13 protein-coding genes are annotated in these 18,765 nt (G+C 68.2%); 12 read left to right on the forward strand and 1 reads right to left on the reverse strand.

Annotated elements, in window-relative coordinates; genetic code table 11:
* The first annotated feature begins 71 nt into the window (after positions 1 to 71).
* The 12 genes from tssE to tssM all read left to right on the forward strand — a co-directional run bounded on the left by tssE (position 72) and on the right by tssM (position 17,917).
* Complete coding sequence (tssE, locus tag BAU07_RS05670) at positions 72 to 584, forward strand: type VI secretion system baseplate subunit TssE (protein WP_066654880.1); 513 nt, start codon at positions 72 to 74, stop codon at positions 582 to 584.
* Positions 581 to 2,461, forward strand: a complete 1,881-nt coding sequence (gene tssF, locus BAU07_RS05675) for a type VI secretion system baseplate subunit TssF (RefSeq protein ID WP_066654885.1) — start codon at positions 581 to 583, stop codon at positions 2,459 to 2,461. The genes tssE and tssF overlap by 4 nt, the downstream gene beginning before the upstream one ends.
* Entirely contained in the window at positions 2,446 to 3,468 is a 1,023-nt protein-coding gene (tssG, locus tag BAU07_RS05680) for a type VI secretion system baseplate subunit TssG (RefSeq protein ID WP_066654887.1), read from the forward strand. The genes tssF and tssG overlap by 16 nt, the downstream gene beginning before the upstream one ends.
* Positions 3,469 to 3,482: 14 nt before the next feature.
* Positions 3,483 to 6,188, forward strand: coding sequence for a type VI secretion system ATPase TssH (gene tssH, locus BAU07_RS05685; protein ID WP_066654889.1), 2,706 nt, complete (start codon positions 3,483 to 3,485; stop codon positions 6,186 to 6,188).
* An 80-nt stretch (positions 6,189 to 6,268) separates the two neighbouring features.
* Positions 6,269 to 8,326 (forward strand): type VI secretion system Vgr family protein, encoded by a 2,058-nt coding sequence (locus BAU07_RS05690; RefSeq protein WP_084025393.1) that lies wholly within the window; start codon positions 6,269 to 6,271, stop codon positions 8,324 to 8,326.
* Between the two features lie 255 nt (positions 8,327 to 8,581).
* A complete protein-coding gene (locus tag BAU07_RS05695; RefSeq protein ID WP_066654891.1) occupies positions 8,582 to 8,971 on the forward strand; it encodes a DUF4280 domain-containing protein in 390 nt (129 codons plus the stop codon).
* 68 nt (positions 8,972 to 9,039) lie between these two features.
* Complete coding sequence (locus BAU07_RS05700; protein WP_157122004.1) at positions 9,040 to 10,734, forward strand: hypothetical protein; 1,695 nt, start codon at positions 9,040 to 9,042, stop codon at positions 10,732 to 10,734.
* A gap of 86 nt (positions 10,735 to 10,820) precedes the next feature.
* The gene (locus BAU07_RS27355) at positions 10,821 to 11,102 is read left to right on the forward strand and encodes a hypothetical protein (RefSeq protein WP_198168876.1); all 282 of its coding nucleotides are present in this window, start codon (positions 10,821 to 10,823) and stop codon (positions 11,100 to 11,102) included.
* A complete protein-coding gene (gene tssJ / locus BAU07_RS05710; protein WP_066654897.1) occupies positions 11,095 to 11,733 on the forward strand; it encodes a type VI secretion system lipoprotein TssJ in 639 nt (212 codons plus the stop codon). The genes BAU07_RS27355 and tssJ overlap by 8 nt, the downstream gene beginning before the upstream one ends.
* On the forward strand, positions 11,717 to 13,048 hold the full coding sequence (tssK, locus tag BAU07_RS05715) for a type VI secretion system baseplate subunit TssK (protein ID WP_066654899.1): 1,332 nt from the start codon (positions 11,717 to 11,719) through the stop codon (positions 13,046 to 13,048). The genes tssJ and tssK overlap by 17 nt, the downstream gene beginning before the upstream one ends.
* The gene (icmH, locus tag BAU07_RS05720) at positions 13,045 to 14,346 is read left to right on the forward strand and encodes a type IVB secretion system protein IcmH/DotU (RefSeq protein WP_066654902.1); all 1,302 of its coding nucleotides are present in this window, start codon (positions 13,045 to 13,047) and stop codon (positions 14,344 to 14,346) included. The genes tssK and icmH overlap by 4 nt, the downstream gene beginning before the upstream one ends.
* Before the next feature lie 67 nt (positions 14,347 to 14,413).
* Positions 14,414 to 17,917 (forward strand): type VI secretion system membrane subunit TssM, encoded by a 3,504-nt coding sequence (gene tssM / locus BAU07_RS05725; RefSeq protein ID WP_066654904.1) that lies wholly within the window; start codon positions 14,414 to 14,416, stop codon positions 17,915 to 17,917.
* On the opposite strand, the gene BAU07_RS05730 is transcribed toward tssM, so the two are convergent.
* The gene (locus tag BAU07_RS05730) at positions 17,914 to 18,747 is read right to left on the reverse strand and encodes an ABC transporter ATP-binding protein (RefSeq protein WP_066654905.1); all 834 of its coding nucleotides are present in this window, start codon (positions 18,745 to 18,747) and stop codon (positions 17,914 to 17,916) included. The two genes, tssM and BAU07_RS05730, sit on opposite strands and share 4 nt — an antisense overlap.
* Between the last annotated feature and the right edge of the window lie 18 nt (positions 18,748 to 18,765).

The following is an 18,765-nucleotide window of genomic DNA, read 5'->3' on the forward strand; positions in this document are numbered from 1 at the left end:
TCCTCCGTCGCGCCGCGGACCTTGCACGCAAGGCCCGGCGCGGCGACACCGCCTCGCGGCAGGTATCGATTATGGCCGAACTCGTCAGCAGGAACCGCCTGCAACCCGCGCTTCTGGATCGCTTGACCGACAACAATCCCCTCGTTGCAGCGGAATCGCGCGAGCACAGGGTCGTATCCCTACGCCAACTGCGGGAAGGGGTGCTGCGCGATATCGGCTATCTGCTCAACGCAAGGCGCTTGTCCGGGTGGAATGTCGATGCCTATCCCCTTATCGCTTCGTCCGTGCTCAATGCCGGCCTGCCGGACTTCGCGGGCAAGATCGCATCGGACCTGGACAGGAAGGCCTTCGCGGAGGAGATCGCGCGCACGATCGTGTGCTTCGAACCAAGGATCATGCGCGACAGCCTGCGCGTGTCGGCCGTTGCCTCGGAGGAAAGTGTCCGTGGCAACGTGCTGGCGTTTCTCATCGAGGGGGATCTCTGGGCGCAGCCCTACCCCGAACGCCTGTACCTGATGACGGAGCTGGATCTCGAAGACGGCCAGATCTCGGTCATGCCTCGCCATGGAGCTGGTCGAAAATGAACGGCGACCTGCTGCGGTACTACAACGAGGAACTGCAGTACCTGCGGGAGATGGGTGGAGAATTCGCGGCCGCCTATCCGAAGATTGCCGGACGCCTGGGCCTGGAGAGCTTCGAGTGTGCCGACCCGTATGTCGAACGCCTGCTGGAAGGCTTCAGTTTCCTGACGGCGCGGACGCGGATGAAGGTGGATGCCGAGTTCCCCCGGTTCACGCGGCACCTGGCGGAGATGGTGTATCCGAACTACCTGGCGCCGACGCCCTCGATGATCGTCGCCGAGTTCCAGCCCGACTGGGGGCACCCGGGCTTGGCCAAGGGATACTCCGCGCCCCGCCATAGCGTGCTTAAGAGCAACCTGGACCGGAACGGCACGACGCGCTGTGAGTACCGCACCGCCCGGGCCATGACGCTATGGCCGCTGCGGCTGACCGGCGCCGAGTACAGGCCTTATATGGGGAACATTGGCGGCGTCGTCCCGGATACCCCGCGTCGTCCCCAGGCCATGCTGCGCCTGCGCTTCGAACTGCACGGCAGCACCCCCGCAGCGTCGCTGGATCTCGATCGCCTTCCCCTGTTCCTGCGCGGCGCCGATGCCTTGCCCGTCCTGCTCTACGAACATCTGGTCGGCCATGTGCTGGGCGGCTGCGCGACCTCGGCGGGGCAGGCCACCGCATGGCGCGGCGCGCTGGACCCGGCCTGTGTCGCGGCAATGGGCTTCACCGACGAGGAAGCATTGCTGCCGCCGTCGCGCCAGGCTTTCCGCGGCTATCGCCTGCTGCAGGAGTATTTTGCCTTTCCAGAACGCTTTTTGTTCGTGGAACTCCGCGGCCTGCGGGACGCCTTGCGGCGCTGCGACCAGGCACGCTTCGAAGTCATCCTATTGCTTGATGCCTACGAGTCGCGCCTCGAGCAGAGTGTCGACGCCTCGCACTTCCGCCTGAACTGCGTGCCGGCGATCAATCTGTTCCCGATGCGGGCGGACCGTGTGCCGCTGGATCCGGGCAAGTTCGAATACCAGGTGGTGCCGGACCGCAGCCGGCCGATTGACTTCGAGGTCTACAGTGTGGATACCGTGCGCGATTACGCGTCGTCCAACGCGGAGCCGCGCGTGTTCGAACCTTTTCTGCGGGCGCGCGATCCCCAGGCGGAAAGCATCACCGGCGGCGCTTTCTTCCAGCAGCGCCGCGACACCCGGCGTCAGACCGAAAGGGAATTGCGGCATGGCGCGCGATCGCGCTATCTGGGCAGCGACGTCTTCATCGCGCTGGTCGATGTGCAGTCGGCGCCGTTCAGCGCCGACCTGCAGCAACTCGGCGTGGATGTGCTCTGTACCAACCGCGACCTGCCCTTGTCGATGCCGGTGGGCGTCGGCGCCACGGATTTCTCCTGGGACGGCGAACTGCCCGTGCGCAGCATCCGATGCGTGGCGGGCCCCAGCGAGCCGCGTCCCGGGATGCAGGACGGCGTGGCGGCATGGCGGCTGCTGAACCACCTTGCACTGAATTACCGATCCCTGCTCGAAGACCGGCCCGAGGCCGGCGCAAGCGCCGTCCGCGAACTCCTGGATCTTTATTGCCATGAGTCCGACGCCGTGGGCAAACGGCAGATCGCCGGCGTCGTCGGGCTGAGTTCGCGCGCGGTGACCCGACGCTTGCCGCTACCCGGACCCATCTGCTTCGGCCGCGGGCTGGAAGTGACGTTGACGCTGGACGAGGCGGCCTTCCAGGGCGGCGGCGCATTCCTGCTGGGCGCGGTGCTGCAGGCGTTCTTCTCCGGGTACGTCTCGGTCAACCACTTTACCGAGACGGTCGTGCGCAGTCTTGCCCGCGGCGAAATCATGCGATGGCCGAGCGGGGAGGGCCTATGCCACACCCTCTGAGCCTGGTGAGCCGGCTGTCCGGGGAAACCGCGCGGTTCGGCTTCCTGCAGGCCCTGCGCCTGATCGAATCAACTTATCCGCATCGGCCCCGTCTGGGTAGATCGCTGCGTCCGGCCGATGATGCCATCCGCCTGGGCCAGGACCCGCAGTTCGCCTTTGTCGCAGCCGAGCTGGGCAGGTACCAGCCGGCCGCCGGCGGCCGGCCCGGCAGGCTGGCCGTCAATGTCGCCGGCCTGTTCGGGCCCAACAGCCCGATGCCGCTTTACTTCGCCGAGTACGCGCACAGCCGCATGGTGCATGAGCGTGACCCGACGCTGGCCCGCTTCCTGGACATCTTCCATCATCGCCTGCTGAGCCTCTTCTACCGCGCGTGGGCCAATACGCAACCCGTGGTCGGGCTGGATCGCGGGCCCGCGCGCGCCGAAGGCTATGTCGGTTATGTCGGCAGCCTGTGCGGTCTGGCCCCGCCGCCGCGCGGGCGCGCGCGCGCCATGGCCGACCTGGACAAGCTGCAGTTCAGCAGCCTGCTTGCCTCGCGCACCCGCCATGCGAGCGGCCTGGGACTTCTGTTGTCGCAGTACTTCGGTGTTCCCGTGGCGATACGGCAGTTCGTGGGCCAGTGGCTGACGCTCCCGAGCCAGGACCGGTCGACCCTGCGGCGCCATGGCGCGCGCCGCCTGGGGGAGGGACTGGTGCTGGGCGGACGGGTGTGGGACCGCCAAAACAAGTTCCGCGTTGTCATCGGCCCGGTGGGCGCGCGCGATATGCGACGCCTGTTGCCCGGAACATCGGCCCATCGGCGGCTGCTGGAGTGGGTCGACCTGTATACGGGCGGGCTGCTGGATTGGGATGTGGAACTGCGGGTGAAACCCGAAGAGGCGCCGTGCCTGCGGCTCGACGGCAGCGCGCGCCTGTCGCGCGTCGGCTGGCTCGGGCATCGAAGAACCGCCGACAAGCCCGCTGCGCCGTGCGTCCGCCTGCGCAGCCATGTTCGTACAACGCTTTGAAGGACACTGGATAAATGGCAGAAATCAGCCGCGCCGCATTGTTCGGCAAACTTGCCCCGCTGGGATACCGCGCGATCGACAGCGCGACCACATTCTGCAAGCTGCGCGGGCATTCCAACGTGGAACTGGAACACTGGATCCACCAGATCCTGCAAGCGCAGGACTCGGACCTGCATCGCATCCTGCGTCATTTCGAGGTCGACACGTCCGCGCTGGCGCGCGACCTGACCGATGCACTCGACCGGCTACCGCGCGGCAGCAGCGGTGCGATGGACCTGTCGAGCCAGGTCGAGGAAGCCGTGGAGCGCGGCTGGATGTACGCGTCGCTGCAGTACGGGGCCACGCGCGTGCGCACCGGCCATCTATTGCTGGGCATGTTGCGCACCCCGGCCCTGCGTCGCGCCCTGATCGGCATATCACGCCAGTTCGCCCAGGTCGATCCCGCCCGCTTGAGCGAGGGTTTCGCGACCTGGCTGCACGGCTCCCCCGAGGAAAGCCCGATCGATCCGGCCGGCGCGACGCCGCCGGACGATATCGCCGGCGCGATACCCGGCGCAGGGCGGCGACAGGCGCTGGATCGCTATACCGTCGACCTGACGGCGCTGGCGCGGGAAGGCAAACTCGATCCCGTCGTCGGCCGCGACGACGAAGTCCGGCAGGTCATCGACATCCTGCTGCGGCGGCGCCAGAACAATCCCATCCTGACCGGCGAGGCCGGCGTGGGAAAGACCGCGGTGGTGGAGGGGCTGGCGCAACGCATCGTCCACGGCGACGTGCCGCCTGCGCTGCGCGAGGTCGTGCTGCGCACGCTGGACGTCGGGCTGCTGCAGGCCGGCGCGAGCATGAAAGGCGAGTTCGAACAGCGGCTGCGGCAGGTGATCGAGGAAGTGCAGGCGTCGGACCGGCCGGTCATCCTTTTCGTGGACGAAGCGCATACGCTGGTGGGCGCCGGCGGCGCCGCGGGCACGGGGGACGCCGCCAATCTGCTCAAGCCCGCGCTGGCCAGGGGAACGCTGAGGACCATCGCCGCCACGACGTGGTCCGAGTACAAGCGCCATATCGAGAAAGACCCGGCGCTGACACGGCGCTTCCAGCCCGTGCAGGTGAGCGAACCCAACGAGTCGAAAGCGCTTTGCATGCTGCGCAGCCTGGTGTCCTCGATGGAGTCGCATCATGGAGTGCAGGTGATGGATGACGCCTTGCGGGCGGCCGTGCAGCTCAGCCAGCGCTATATCGCGGACCGGCAACTGCCGGACAAGGCGGTCAGCCTGCTGGATACGGTATGCGCGCGCGTCGCCGTCAGCCAGCATGCCCGGCCCGCGGCCATGGACCGCAGCCTGGCCAGCATTGCGGCATTGCGTGGCGAGCTTGCATTGGTCGAGCGCGAGACCGCCATCGGGGTGCAGGACGGTGCCCGCGCGGCTCGGATCGCCCGCGACCTGGCCGTCGAGGAACATGCGCGTGCGGCGTTGGAACGCCGATGGGACAAGGAAAGGGCGCTGGTCGCCGCCATCACGCGCCAGCGCCTGGCCCTCTATCCGCAACAGGCGGACGGCCACGACGGGACAACAGGAGCGACCCATGCCGTTCCGCCGGACGCCGGCGGAGCCCGGGCGCGCGACCCCAGGGCGGAGCTCGCGCGGCTGGAGCAGGAACTGGCGGCATGCCAGGCGGAGCAGCCCTTGGCGCTGCCCGCCGTGGACCGGAACGCCGTCGCGCAGGTGGTGCAGGACTGGACCGGCATCCCGGTGGGCCGCATGGTGAACGACGAAATCGACAGCGTGCTGGACCTCGACCGGAAACTGCGGGAACGCATCGTGGGTCAATCGACGGCGACGGCCTGCATCGCGCGTTGCATCCAGACGGCCAGGGCGGGGCTGGACCGGCCGGGGCGCCCGGTGGGCGTATTCCTGTTGGCCGGGCCGTCCGGCGTGGGGAAGACCGAAACGGCGCTGGCGCTGGCCGACGCGCTATACGGCGGCGAGCACAACGTTATCACTCTCAACATGAGCGAATACCAGGAGCGCCATACGATCTCCACCCTGAAGGGCGCCCCGCCGGGCTACGTCGGCTACGGGGAAGGCGGTGTCCTGACGGAGGCGGTGCGCCGGCGGCCGTACAGCGTCGTGCTGCTCGACGAGGTGGAAAAGGCTCATCCGGACGTGCACGAGGTTTTCTATCAGGTGTTCGACAAGGGCTGGATGGAGGACGGGGAAGGACGGGTCATCGATTTCCGCAACTGCCTGATCCTGTTGACGACGAACGCCGGCTCCGATGTGATCGAACGGCTGTGTGCGCCGGATGCCGCCCGGCCGCCGGCGGATGAGATCAAGGCGGCGCTGCGCGCGCCATTGAGCCGGGTTTTTCCGCCGGCGCTGCTGGGCAGGATGACCACGATCCCTTACTACCCGCTGGACGGGAACATCCTCGACGCCATCGTGCGCCTGCAGCTGGACCGCCTGGGCCACCGCCTGCGCCGGGAGCAGGAGCTGTCACTCGAATACTCCGACGCCGTGGTGAGCGCCATCGCCGCGCGATGCGACGAACGGCAGAGCGGTGCCCGCCTGATCGATGCGGTGCTTATGCAGTCGGTGCTGCCCGATATCGGCCGCGAGATGCTGGAATGGCGCAAGCAGCGTCGCATTCCCAGGTCGGTACGGCTGGACGCCGTACTTGGCGATTTCCGTTTCGAACTGAGCGATGCGCCTGTCCATGCATGATCGCGTGGCCAGGAGGGCAGGCATGAAAGTGAATCCGCTGGGCTGGCGCCGTCACCATCCGCTGCAGGGAGATATGCCTGATGTCTGACATCGGGGACGCGCGCCCGCTGCAGATCGGCGGCCCACAGCTTCCGCAGGATGCCCGGCTGCACGAATTCCGGGGGCGTGAACGGCTGGGACGCGCCTTCAACTTCAAGGTTCTTTTCTCCAGCGCCCGGTCCGACCTGTCGCCCGATACGGTGCTGGGCAGTCCCGTCACCATCAAGCTGAAGGACAGGCACGGCGACCGCATCTTCGCCGGCATCGTCGCCCGGTTCAGCTTCCTGGGCGTGGGCGGCCTGACCAAGGACGCCGTTCCCGCCCGGACGCGTTACCGCGTCGTCATACGGCCACGGCTGTGGCGCCTGACGTGGTCCTCGCACAGCCGCTTTTTCTACGACAAGAGCGTGCTGGATATCGTGAAACTGCTGCTGGACGAGCAGGAGGTCGACTACCGCGTCGCCTGTACCGCCAATTATCCGAAGCGGGACAACTGCACGCAGTATCGGGAGACGGACTTCGATTTCCTGAACCGGCTGCTGCAGCGGGAAGGGATCTATTACTACTTCGAATACACGGCCCACGGCGACCGGCTGGTATTGGTCGACGACCCGCAGCAGCATGCGCCCATCTCCGGGGACGCGGACGTTCCCTACAATCCCGTGCTGGACGAGAACGGCATACCTTTCGGCGATGTGGTCTACCGCTGGAAGTCGCATCGCCGCATCGTGCCGGGCAAGAGCGAAACCAACGCCTTCGATTTCCTGAATGTCGCCCGCAGTACAAGCCAGGGGCTGCTGGCGCGCGCCACCTCGCCGCAGCAGGAAACCCCGTCCTATGTGATCGAGGAACCGGGGCTTTGGTATGTCGACGAGGCGGATGGCCGGCGCTATGCGCAGGGTCGCCTCGATTCCTGGCTCGGCCGCGCGGCACCGGTCGCGGGCAGGTCGAGCGCCGCGCGGATGTGTACGGGCGGCGTCTTCCGGCTTGGCGGCCATCCCTACAAAGATCCGGATGGCGAGTATCTCGTCACCGAAATGAAGTACCGCATGAGTGCCGGCGATCCCATCGCGGGCAGCCGTGTGCGCGCCGTCGCGTCGGCGCCGGCCGGCGCTGCGGAGCGGACCGTCCCGGGGGCGTTTGCCGGCATCCCGGCCAGGAAGCGCAGGAAGAACAGCCTATTCGACTGCACGTTTCGCGCCATTCCGAAGGGCTGCCGCTTTCGCGGGTCCTGCTGGGCGCCCGTGCCGACCATCGGTCCGCAGACCGCAGTCGTGGTCGCCGCATCTGGCGACGATTTCGCCACCGATGCGCACGGCCGCATCAAGGTCCAGTTTCATTGGGAACAGTTCAATCCGCCCGGCGCGAGCCAGCGGATGCAGCGATGCTGGGTGCGCGTGGCGCAGGCCTGGGCGGGCAAGGGCTGGGGAGCCATGTTCCTGCCGCGCGAAGGGCAGGAAGTCCTGGTGGACTTCCTCAATGGCGACCCGGACGTGCCAGTGGTGGTGGGAGGCCTTTACAACAGCAGCAACAAGCCGCCGTACACCTTGCCCGGGGCGGGCGCCGTATCGACGATCCGGACCAGAGGAACCGGCACGCAGGACGGCGAGCGCAATGAGCTGCGGTTCAACGACGAGAAGCTGCAGGTGCTGCTCTACACGGATGGGCGCTACGACAACTATGTGAAGGGCAGTGGGCTGGCCTGGATCGGCAAGGACGCGCACACCATCGTCAAGGAGCGGCAACTGGTCGAGGCGGGGTCCCAGCACATTACCGTGCAGGGCGATCACAGGATCAAGGTCGGGCAAAGCATTTCCGTACAGGCCGGGCAAAGCCTGACACAGAAGGTCGACGAGAACTACGTCGTCGAAGGCCTGGTCGCGCATATCAAGGCGCTGGAGAAGGTCGTGATCGAGGCCAATGCGCAGATTTCCCTGAAGGTCGGTGCGAGCTTCGTGACGGTAACCCCCGAAGGGGTGCAGATCTCCGGCCCGATGGTCATGCTGAACAGCGGAGGCGCGGCCGGAACCGGGCCGGGCGGCTCGCCGGCGTCGCCGGAGCAGCCCGAGCAGGCCGACGACGGATCGTCCGTCAAATGACACTCGCGTGCGGCGGCGCATGTCCACGGTGGCGCGCGTGCGCGCGGATGCCTGGAAGGCGCCGGAGCGTTGAACCGGTGCCAGCGGCCGGCGAGTTCCCGCTGCGATCGGTATGCGAATTTTCCCAATGTGCTGGCGCGGCAATAGTGCCATTCTGCATACCTGGATCTCTTGGCACGTCCGCCCGTCGTGGCGCGACGCGCGCAAGGCTCGGCCAGGTTTCGGTTTCTGGCGTTCGCGTAGGGAGAGGCTTGAATGTCTCAGCAAGTCGTGATGGGCGCGCAGCTTCTGTGCACCTTCGGAACCATGCCCGCCGTCCTGGCGGTCCTGCCGGAGTCGCGCGTCATGGTGGAAGAGCGGCCCGCCGCCACCATCATGGACCACGAACCCATCGTCAACATTCCGACCTTCGGGATGTGCGCCTCGCCCGCCAACCCGGAGGTTGCGGCGGCGACGGCGGCGGCGATGGGCGTGCTGACGCCCATGCCCTGCGTGCCGGCCACCGTTACGCCATGGCTGCCAGGCGCCCCGACCGTCCTGATAGGCGGCCAGCCGGCGCTGGATAACCTTTCCCGCTGCATGTGCATGTGGGAAGGCGTGGTGTCGATCGCGATGGCCGGCAGCGTGCGGACGATGGTGCCATGACGGCCGGGATTTTCCGGTGTTCCGGCTGCATCCCGGTCTGGACAACTTGCAGGTAGTGAGAAAGGAAGATGATGATCACCAAAAAGGATTCCAGCGCGGGCGGCAGTATCACGCGTCCCGCCCCGCCGCTGTTCGGACGCGGCGGCGTTGCCCCGGGCCCCGCACCCGTCATCATGTCGTACCAGCAATGGCTGGGGCGGCTGGGCAAGAGCGGACAGGCAGCGCCCCGCGGCGAAACGATGATCGCGATCGCGAACGCACTGCAGGCGTACACGAATGATCCGAAGGGCCAAACGCTGAAGCAACTCGGCGATGCGCTGGCGCGGTGGCACCGCCAGTGGCAGTCCGGACCCGTGTCCATCACCGACCCCACGGTGGACCTTTACGACCAGGTGAAGCGGACGCTGGGCATGCAATGGGGCGACCCCGCGCACCTGGTGCGGCGGCTGGCTTACGAAACCCGTGTCGGCGTGCTGGCGCTGTTCGCCAACATGCATGTCGACATGAGCGTGACCGCGGATCTCTTCGAATCCGCGATCACGGGACTCACCTTGGGCCTGGATGCCAGTCCCGCTGGCGAAAAACTCATTGCGCCGTTGACTTCCAAGGGCGCGCCCGCACCCCTTGCCACCGATGTAATGGAAAAGGCGGTGTCCGGATACAAGGCGAACGTGTTGATCGGATCGGCGGAGAAGGCCTGGATCGAGCAGAAGCACGAGGCCCTGTCCATGAAGGCAGGGAAGGTGGCGGAACGTGGGGGACATGCGGAAAAGGCGGCGCTGTTGCAGAAGCTGCAGGCGCTGGTCACGAAGATCTGGAATTGCGTGCGTGACTGCGCGCGCCGCACGTTCGGCATCTTCGCCGAAAAGATGTTCGCGTATCTGGAAGACCCCATGGGGTTCAGCCGCGAACTTTCGCAATTGCTGCTCGAAGCGCTGGTGCCCGGCGTGCCGGGATACAGCGTTCCGTTCCAGAATGCCATCCGGCTTTGGACGCCCATCGCGTCCACGCTGCTGGAGCGAGGATCCAACGCCGGCGGGCACGCCCTTGCCGTAAATAACGACCTGCACGCCGGCATCCTTGAGAGCGTGAACCGGGGGCTGTACTGGAAGGCATGGGAAAGCGTGGTGCTGGGAACCGTGCAGGCGGTGACAGGCGCGCTGCATGTCGCCCACGCCATCCCGGCAAAACTCGCGAGGACCGCTGTCGGGCTGGTCGATATCATCGTCCGGCTGATCGTGCGCCGCTGGGAGCGCGGCCATTTGCGCGCGCTCATCGGCGAGGCGCGGGCCAGGCTGAGCGAAAGCGGACATCTCAACGCGGCCTTCATCAATGTCGACGTGGAAGACGCGGGACAGAAAGAGGTGGCGGCGGCGCGCCGCGCGGCGGAGTTCGACGAATGGTTCCTGGGCCACCTGCGGGCGCCGGCCGTGGGCGCGCTCGTCCTGAAGCACAAGGTATGCGACCCTGCCGCCTTTTTCTGGGTGTTCGACAACCGCGGATACGTTCAACACCATTCCTACGTGGCCGCCCAGGTGCGCCTGGACCGCTTCCAGGCCGCGGCGCAGGCGTATCTGGGCAGCGCCGGCCTGCACACGGCCACGATCGGCAAGCCGAGCGCGATCACGGGAAGATGGGAAGCACCCGCCGACGTCAAGGCCGCCGCGATGCTGGCGCTGCCGCCGCGCGAGGATGAGCAGGCCAAGGCGCGGAAGCTGGCGGCGACCCGGGCGCTGCATGCCAATTATTTCGCCATGCGTTGACCCTTCCGCCGCGCGCGCCCGGGCCGGCACGGTCGTCCAGGGCGATGGCGCCGGCCTACATCTCCGACAAGACGGCTATTGCAATCATGGACTTGATGGACTTCTACGAGCTTGACCGCAGGGATGCGCCTCGCGGGATGCTGGATGCCTTGGCGCGCGCCGACCTGCTGTCCGGCGATCCCGCGCTGGACCGCCGCTTCGCGGTACTGGCGGACGCCGATCCGCTGGGCCTGCGGATTCCGCGCCGCGCGGCTGGCTTGGGTGGACCAGTCTGGATGCGGGACACCGCATCGCCGGAGCGGCAGGCGTATCCCATCCCCATGCCTGCCGGCGGGGATGGCGCGCGGAGCAAAGAGACCGATGCCTGACCGCGCGCGGCGGCTCGGACGAGCGTTGCTGGCGGCATGCCTGGCGGCTTGCGTGGGCGCTTTCCTCTCGGCTTGCGCCACGGCGCCGGCGCCGCAGCGCACGGTACGCATCACGGTGCTTGCCTCGCCGGCATTGAATCCCGACGGCGACGGCCGTCCATCGCCGGTGATGGTGCGCCTTTACGAGCTGGCCGACACCGACGGCTTCCAGCAGGCCGGATTCTTCGATCTGTCGGACCATGATAAGGAGGTGCTGGGCGCGAACGCGCTCGCACGCATGGTTGTCGCCGTCCGTCCCGGCGAACGGCTGGCGCTGTGCCATGCACTGGAACCGGGCAGCCGCCACCTGGCCGTGATGGTGGCCTATCGCGACATCTATCGCGCCCGGTGGCGCGGCGTGGTGACCTTGCCGCCGTCGGCGGACAGCGCCTGGACCGTCGTCCTGGGTCCTGACAGCGTCGCGATCCAGCCAGGTACCGGCCCCGACGCAGCGACCGGCACGTCCGCCGCCAGGAAGCTCCAGCCGTACTGGAGCAAATTGAGTGGCGCGATCGGATCGGTGGCGGGGTCGGCTCGCCCCATCCAGCCGCCGGCCATGCTGAAGGGACAAGCCCATGTACTGGAACAGTAAGGTGGTGTGGTCCGAAGGCATGTTGCTGCAGCAACAGCATTTGCAGCAGCAGGATCGCTATTGGCGGAACTATATCGAGTCGCGCTGCGGGCGCGGGACCGCAGGGTGGGGCTTTTTCCGGCTGGAGCTGGACGAGCACCAATTGGCGTTGGGCAAGCTGGCGCTGCTGGCGTGCGAAGGCGTCATGCCGGATGGAACACCCCTGTCGCTGCCCGCTGATGACGACTTGCCGCTGGCGCTGGATATACCCGAAGACGCGCGCGATGCGGTCGTGGTCCTGGCCTTGCCGCTGATCCGGCCGGGCGCTCCGGAAGCCGGCGCGGAGGGACCGGACACCGAGCACGTGCGGTACCGGTCGGTGGAGTGCGCCGTACGCGACAACAACGTTGCCGAGGAGCAGGAAGCGGTCATGCATGTGGGCCGGCTGCGCTTGCGCCTTGCCTTGCGGGAAGATGTCGCGCAGGGCTACGTCAGCATGGGCGTCGCGCGCGTGGTGGAACGCCGGGCCGACAACACGGTGGTGCTGGACCGCTCGTATTGTCCTCCCTCGCTCGATTGCCGGGCCGCCCCGCGGCTGGCTCGCTTCATGGACGAACTGGTCGGGCTGCTCGGCCAGCGTGGCGCGGCGCTGGCGAACCGCCTGACGCGGCCGCATACGCATGGCGCCGCGGAGCTCGCCGAGTTCCTGCTGCTGCAGTTGGTCAACCGCGCCGAAGCGCTCTACCGCCACCTGTCCGCCCTTGGCGGCGTACATCCCCGCGACCTCTACCGCGAGCTGGTCCAGTTGGCAGCCGAGTTGTCATGCTTCACCACGGGGGACAAGCGGCCTGCGGTATTCGCACCTTATCGCCACGACGACCTGGATGGCACCTTCCAGCCGCTGATGGACAACCTGCGGCGCGCGCTTTCATCGGTGATCGATCCACAGGCCATCGCCATCGCGCTCGAAGAAGACCGGTTCGGCACGCGCGTCGGGCGGGTCCCGGAACCCGCATTGCTGCGCACCGCGAGCTTCGTGCTGGCGGTCAGCGCCGACCTGCCGCCCGACGCCCTGTGGGCCGGCCTGCCAGCCCAGCTGAAAGTCGGTCCCGTGGAGAAGATCCACGATCTCGTCACGTTGCAGCTGCCCGGCATCGCCGTCCGGCCCTTGCCCGTGGCGCCACGGCAGTTGCCGTTTCACGCGGGCCGCAGCTATTTCGCGCTGGATGCCACGAGCGAGCTGTGGAGCGAGCTGGCGACGTCCGCCGGCATCGCGCTGCACCTGGCCGGCGACTTCCCCGAACTGAGCCTGGAATTGTGGGCCATACGGCAATGAACATAATCGATCCTGCCTTGACGGAACTGGTCCCCGGCTTGCCCGCCGGGACCGCGACGCCAGTACTGGCGGTATTCAGGCCCAGCCATGGCTTGAATCCGCTGGTCCAGGCGGCCCATCCTTTGCTGGAAGTGGGCAGCCTGCTGCGCCATGTCCAGGCCCAGCCCCCCATGGACCTGGAGGCGCTGCGCATGCAACTGGCCGGCATGGTGCGCGACTTCGTCGCTGCGTGCCCCTCCATCGATACGGAAACCGTCGCGGCCGCGCGCTATTGCCTGTGCACCTTTGTCGACGAAGCCATCGGGGCCACGGCATGGGGCGGGCAGGCATGGTCCACGCGCAGCTTGCTGGTCCTGTTCCATGGGGAAACCTCCGGCGGGGAACGCGTCTTCACGATCCTGCACAAGCTGTCGCAGAACCCGGCCGCCAATATCGACGCGCTGGAACTGCTATACGTGATCCTGGCTCTGGGTATGGAAGGGCGCTATCGCCTGACCGCTGGCGGTGGCGCCGCGCTGGTCCAGGTGCGGGAGCGGCTGCATGCCCTGATCCGCGCGACGCGCGGCAGAACCGATGCGGTCCTGTCACCGCATGCCCGCGGGGAGGCGGCACGGCGCGGCCGGGCGCGGTCGGCGGCCTCGACGGCATGGCTGCTGTTCGGCGTCGTTTGCATGTGCGCCATGCTGTATACGGTCCTGGACGCGCGCCTGCGCCGGCAGGCGCGGCCCGTGGCGCTGGCGCGCGAAGCCGTGCACGTGCTCCGGCCTGCCGCCATCGCGCCGGCGCCGCCCCAGGCGCCGGCCATCGCCGGACCGGTGCATGCGCCGGCCGTGCCATCCCTGCCTGCGCCGTCGACTTTCGCGCCGCAACTGCGCGATCTGCTGGCCGCCGATATCGCCGCGCACCGGCTATCCGTGGGCCTGTCCGCGGACCGCGCCATCCTGACGCTGCATACGGACGGCATCTTCGCCTCCGGAAGCGCCCGGGTCAGGCCTTCCTATGTGGCCTTGATACGCCGCATCGGGGCGGCGCTGCGGGACGTACCGGGGCAGGTCATCGTGGTCGGCCACACGGACAACCAGCCGCCCGCGCCGGGCACGCCCTCGAACTGGGCCCTGTCGCTGGCGCGCGCGACCCATGTGGTCGACCTGCTGCGCGAAGAGACCGCGCAGCCGGGGCGCTTCCTGGCGCAGGGCAGGGCCGACGCCGATCCCGTCGCGCCCAACGATACGCCTGCTGGCCAGGCCCGCAATCGGCGCGTCGTGATCACCGTGCTGGCGCCCGGCGCGGCCCTGTAGCGGCCGGCCGCGCCATGTCCGTGCCCACGCCCGCCTCCATGCCATTCCTGTATCGGGACTCTCGCCTATGATCCGGAACGTTCTTCCCCGGCTGACGCTGCGTGGCGTCGTGACGGCGCTGCTGGTACTGCTGGGCATCGGCCTGGTGGTCCACCAGTCGCCGCGCTTTGCCTACGCCGGCTATGCGCCCTTCCAAACTCCCACGGGCAGGGCGTGGTTGACGCTGGGCCTGCTCGGCTTGTGGCTGCTGTGCTGGGGCATCGGCCTGCTGGTACGCCGTGTCTCGCGCGTACGCATCAGTTGGGAGCCCGCGCCGTCCGCCCCCGCGATCGATACATCCGGCGAGGCGCGTGCGACGGCGATCGCGCTGGCCCGGGTGGACCATCTTTTTCGCTGCGCCCAGGCGGTGTTGCGCAAGGGCGGTCCGCTGTGGAGGTTGGGGCGCCATAGCCTTTATCGCCTGCCGTGGTACGTGGTGCTGGGCGAAACCGGGAGCGGCAAGACCTCGCTGCTATCCTCGTCGCGCCTGGCCTTCCTGCACGCCAGGGAGGAGGCGGCCTGGCAGCCCGGTGACCCCTGCCGGTTCTGGCTTGGCGACCAGGCGGTGCTGGTCGAGACGGACGCTTCCTTGACGGGCACCGCCTCTCATTCCGCGTGGCAGCGTGTACTGACGCGCCTGCGGCGGGCGCGCAGACGCTGTCCGGTGAACGGGGCCATCGTCGTGGTGGATGCGGCGCGTCTATTGGCGGCCGGCGAGGAAGTTGTCGCCCGGGCGGCGGCCATGCGTGCCCAGCTCGAAGCGATGCAGGGCCGCCTGCGCGTGCGGTTTCCCGTTTACGTCATCATCACGCACTGCGACCGCCTGGACGGATTCGACGCGTTCTTCCAGCAATTGGACCGCCGGTCGGCCGACCAGGTCTGGGGCGTCACGCTGCCCGCCGGGGCGGACGGCCGCGGGCAGCATGCCCTGGCGATGTTCCCGGCGCAGTTCGCCGCACTGGTGCGGCGCCTGCAGGACCGCGTCGTGGATGCGCTGGCGGCATGCGGCGATGCCGCCCGGGCGGGCCAGGCCTATGGATTTCCCGCGCAGTTCGAAGCGCTGGGACAGCCCCTGGGCGCCATGCTCCACGAGGCCTTCACGGCGTCGCCCTATGCCGTCACGCCATGGCTGCGCGGCGTCTACTTCACGAGCGCGGCGCAGGATGGTGGCGAGCCGCTGCGCTGCGCCAGCCCGCTCGCGGCAGCCCTGCATGCCGGAGCGCGCCCGCCGGCCACGGCCATGGCCGCGCGGCATGGCTATTTCGTCAGTCATTTGCTGCGGCAGGTGATCTTCAGGGAACCCGGGCTGGCGGGCCGCGGGAGCCCGGTTTCGCGGTACGGCCGGGCGGCGGGTTATGCAATCGCGATGATCCTGATGGGCGCCGTGGCGCTGGCCGGCGCTGGCCTGGTATCGAGCTATCGACACAACGCCGAATGGGTCGCCCGCGTGCAGGAAGGCAACGCCCGGCTCGCCGAACTGGCCGCCCAGGCCGGCGGCAGCACCGATCCGGCCGCGATGGTCGCTTTACTCGACGCGGCCGGATGGCCCGTGGGTGGCGCGGGGTTCTTGCTGCGGGGATTCGGTCTGTACCAGGGCCAGCCCCTGGACCGCGCGGCGCAGGCCAACTATCGGGCTTTGCTGCGCGAGACCGTCCTGCCATTCGTGCAGGCGCGCGCGCACGCGGTCATGCTGGACCGGCAACGAGATGAAGACGACCGGTTCGATGCCTTGCGTGTTTACCTCATGCTGGGCGATGCGGGCCACTATCGCGCGGCCACCGTGATGGACTGGGTGCGTGCCGACGCGCGCGCCTGGCCCGTGAACGACGCGCAACGGGCGGACCTGTTGCGGCATGCGCAGGTCCTGTTCGGGATGCGCGGATTTCTGCCGGAACTGGCGTCGGACGCGCCGGCGGTCGCGCAGGCGCGGGCGGATATCGCGGCGCAGCCGCTGGCCGACCGGCTGTTCGGCGCGCTCATGCCGCGGTTGCGGGCGGAATTCCCCGCCACCCTGTCGGTCGCGCAGCTGGCCGGTCCCGAGGCCGCCCTGGTGCTGCGCCGTGCGAGCGGAGAACCTTTGTCGAAGGGCGTGCCGGCGCCGTACACGCGCGACGGCTACGCACGTTATCGGGCGCTGCGGGATGCCGCGGTCGCGGCCGTGCGGCAGGACCAATGGGTGATGGGCGCGGAGGCCGGCCCGCGGCCCACGGCCGGGCAGTTGAAGGCGCAGATCGATGCGGCCTACTTTTCCCGCTATATGCAGGCCTGGGATGCGCTGCTTGGCGACATCCGGGCCGTGTCCCTCGCGCAGGCGCAGGACGGCGCGGCCCTGGTCCGCCTGCTTGCCGGGAGCGATTCCCCGCTGCGGCGGCTGCTGCAGGCTGCCGCCGTGCAGACCACGCTGGCAGCCGTGAACGACGCCACGGGCTCTCCCGCTACGCCGGTGGACCAGCATTTCGACGCCCTGCATCGACTGTTCGTCGCCCCGCAAGGTGGGCACGCGCCTTACGCCGCGATCCAGGACAAATTGGCCGAGGTCTCCGTCTTCCTCGACGCGGTGGACGCGGCACGCCAGCGCGGCATGCCCCCTCCCGCCGGGGATGCCCTGGCGGCCCTCAGGACGCAGGCGCAAGACCAGCCCGCGCCCTTGGCCGATATCCTGGACAGCCTGGCCGCCGAGGGCGGTACGCTGGCGCTGCAGGATGTGCGCCAACGGCTGGATGATCTGTGGCGAGGCAATGTGGTCCCGTTCTGCCACGCCGCCATGGATGGCCGCTACCCGGTCGACGCGCGATCCGCCGTGGACATGACCGAAGACGATTTCAGCCGCCTGTTCGCGCCGAATGGGCTGATCAATACGTTCTTCCAGGCCAATCTCGCCCCGTATGTCGACATGACGGTCCGGCCGTGGCGCTGGCGTCCCGGCGCCGCCAAGCTGCATTTCTCGCGCGCGGCCCTGCAGGCGTTCGAGGACGCCGCGACAATCCGCGATGCCTTCTTCCCCGACGGCGCGAAAACGATGTCCGTCCGCTTCGAACTGCTGCCCTTGTCCCTGGACGACTACTTCGACCGCTTCGCCTTGACCTTGGGGAACCAGACCTTGCAATACGCCCATGGGCCGGCGCGGGCGATGGCCTTCCAGTGGCCATCCATGGGCGCGGCGCCGGTCGCGCGCATCGATTACGAGCCGGCCGGACCGGACGGGCGCAGCGGCATGCTGCTGAATGGACCCTGGGCCCTGTTTCGGCTGATGGACATGGGTACGCTGCAACAGGTGCGCCCGGATCGCTTCATCCTCAAACTGCAACTGTCCGGAAAACCGGTGTCGCTGGAAGTGGACGCCAGCAGTGTCATCAATCCATTCGCCCTCGCGGCGCTGCATCGGTTCCGCTGTGTGGGCACCCTGCAGGACACGCGGGCGATGGCCGCCACCCGAACGCGTGCGGGCACGCCTGGCGGCCATCGGCAGCTACCTGGTCGAGAAGGCGCGGAATCGCCGGAAACCGCGCGGCGCGAGGCCGCCGCGGGCTAGCCGGACCCGCAGTCCGGCGCGCGCTCATCGTCGATCACGTTATCGATGATCAGGTGCGGCTGCCCCAGGGTACAGCGCTCGATGCGCGCCGAAACGCCGTATACCCCTGCCAGTGTCGCCGGTGTGATGACATCCACGGGGGATCCTTCCGCGGCCATCCGGCCTTCGTGGATGAGCACGGCATGGTCGGTGTGCCGCAGCGCCATGTCCAGGTCGTGCAGCACGATGAGCGTGACCAATCCGCGCGCCGCCGTTTCGCGCTTGAGCAAGGCCATGACCTGGAACCGGTGATGCAGGTCGAGCGCCGACAGGGGCTCGTCCAGCAACAGTACGCGCGGCTCGCGTATCAGGGCCTGCGCCAGTCCTGCCAACTGCTTCTGGCCTCCCGATAGTTCGTCGAGATAGCACAGCGCCAGATCGCCGATGCCCAGCCGCGAGAGCAGGGCCATTGCGGCATCCGCGTCAGTCTCCACGGAGCCGCGCGCATGGGCGCGGGCGGCCACCAGGACGGATTCCAACACCCGCAGGTGCACGGCCGCGGGCAGGCTCTGCGGCATATACGCAATAAGCCGTGACCGCGCCGCGGGCGCCAGATGACCCAGGTCCTGCCCGTCTACCGCCAGTTGCCCGCGACGGGCCGGCACCAGGCCCGCAATCGCTTTCAGCAGCGTGGACTTGCCGCTACCGTTGGGTCCGAGCAGCGCCGTCAGCCGGCCGGCCGGCAACGCCGGCAAGGACAAACCCCGTATGACGTCCTGTTTGCCATAGGCGACGTGCAGCCCGGAAATCGCGAGAGGCGTGTCGTTCGTGCCGGGAGCTATGGGGTTCATGGTCGGTGGCAAGCGCGC

Origin of the sequence: Bordetella flabilis (assembly GCF_001676725.1) — a bacterium.
In the GTDB taxonomy this organism is placed as follows: domain Bacteria; phylum Pseudomonadota; class Gammaproteobacteria; order Burkholderiales; family Burkholderiaceae_B; genus Bordetella_C; species Bordetella_C flabilis.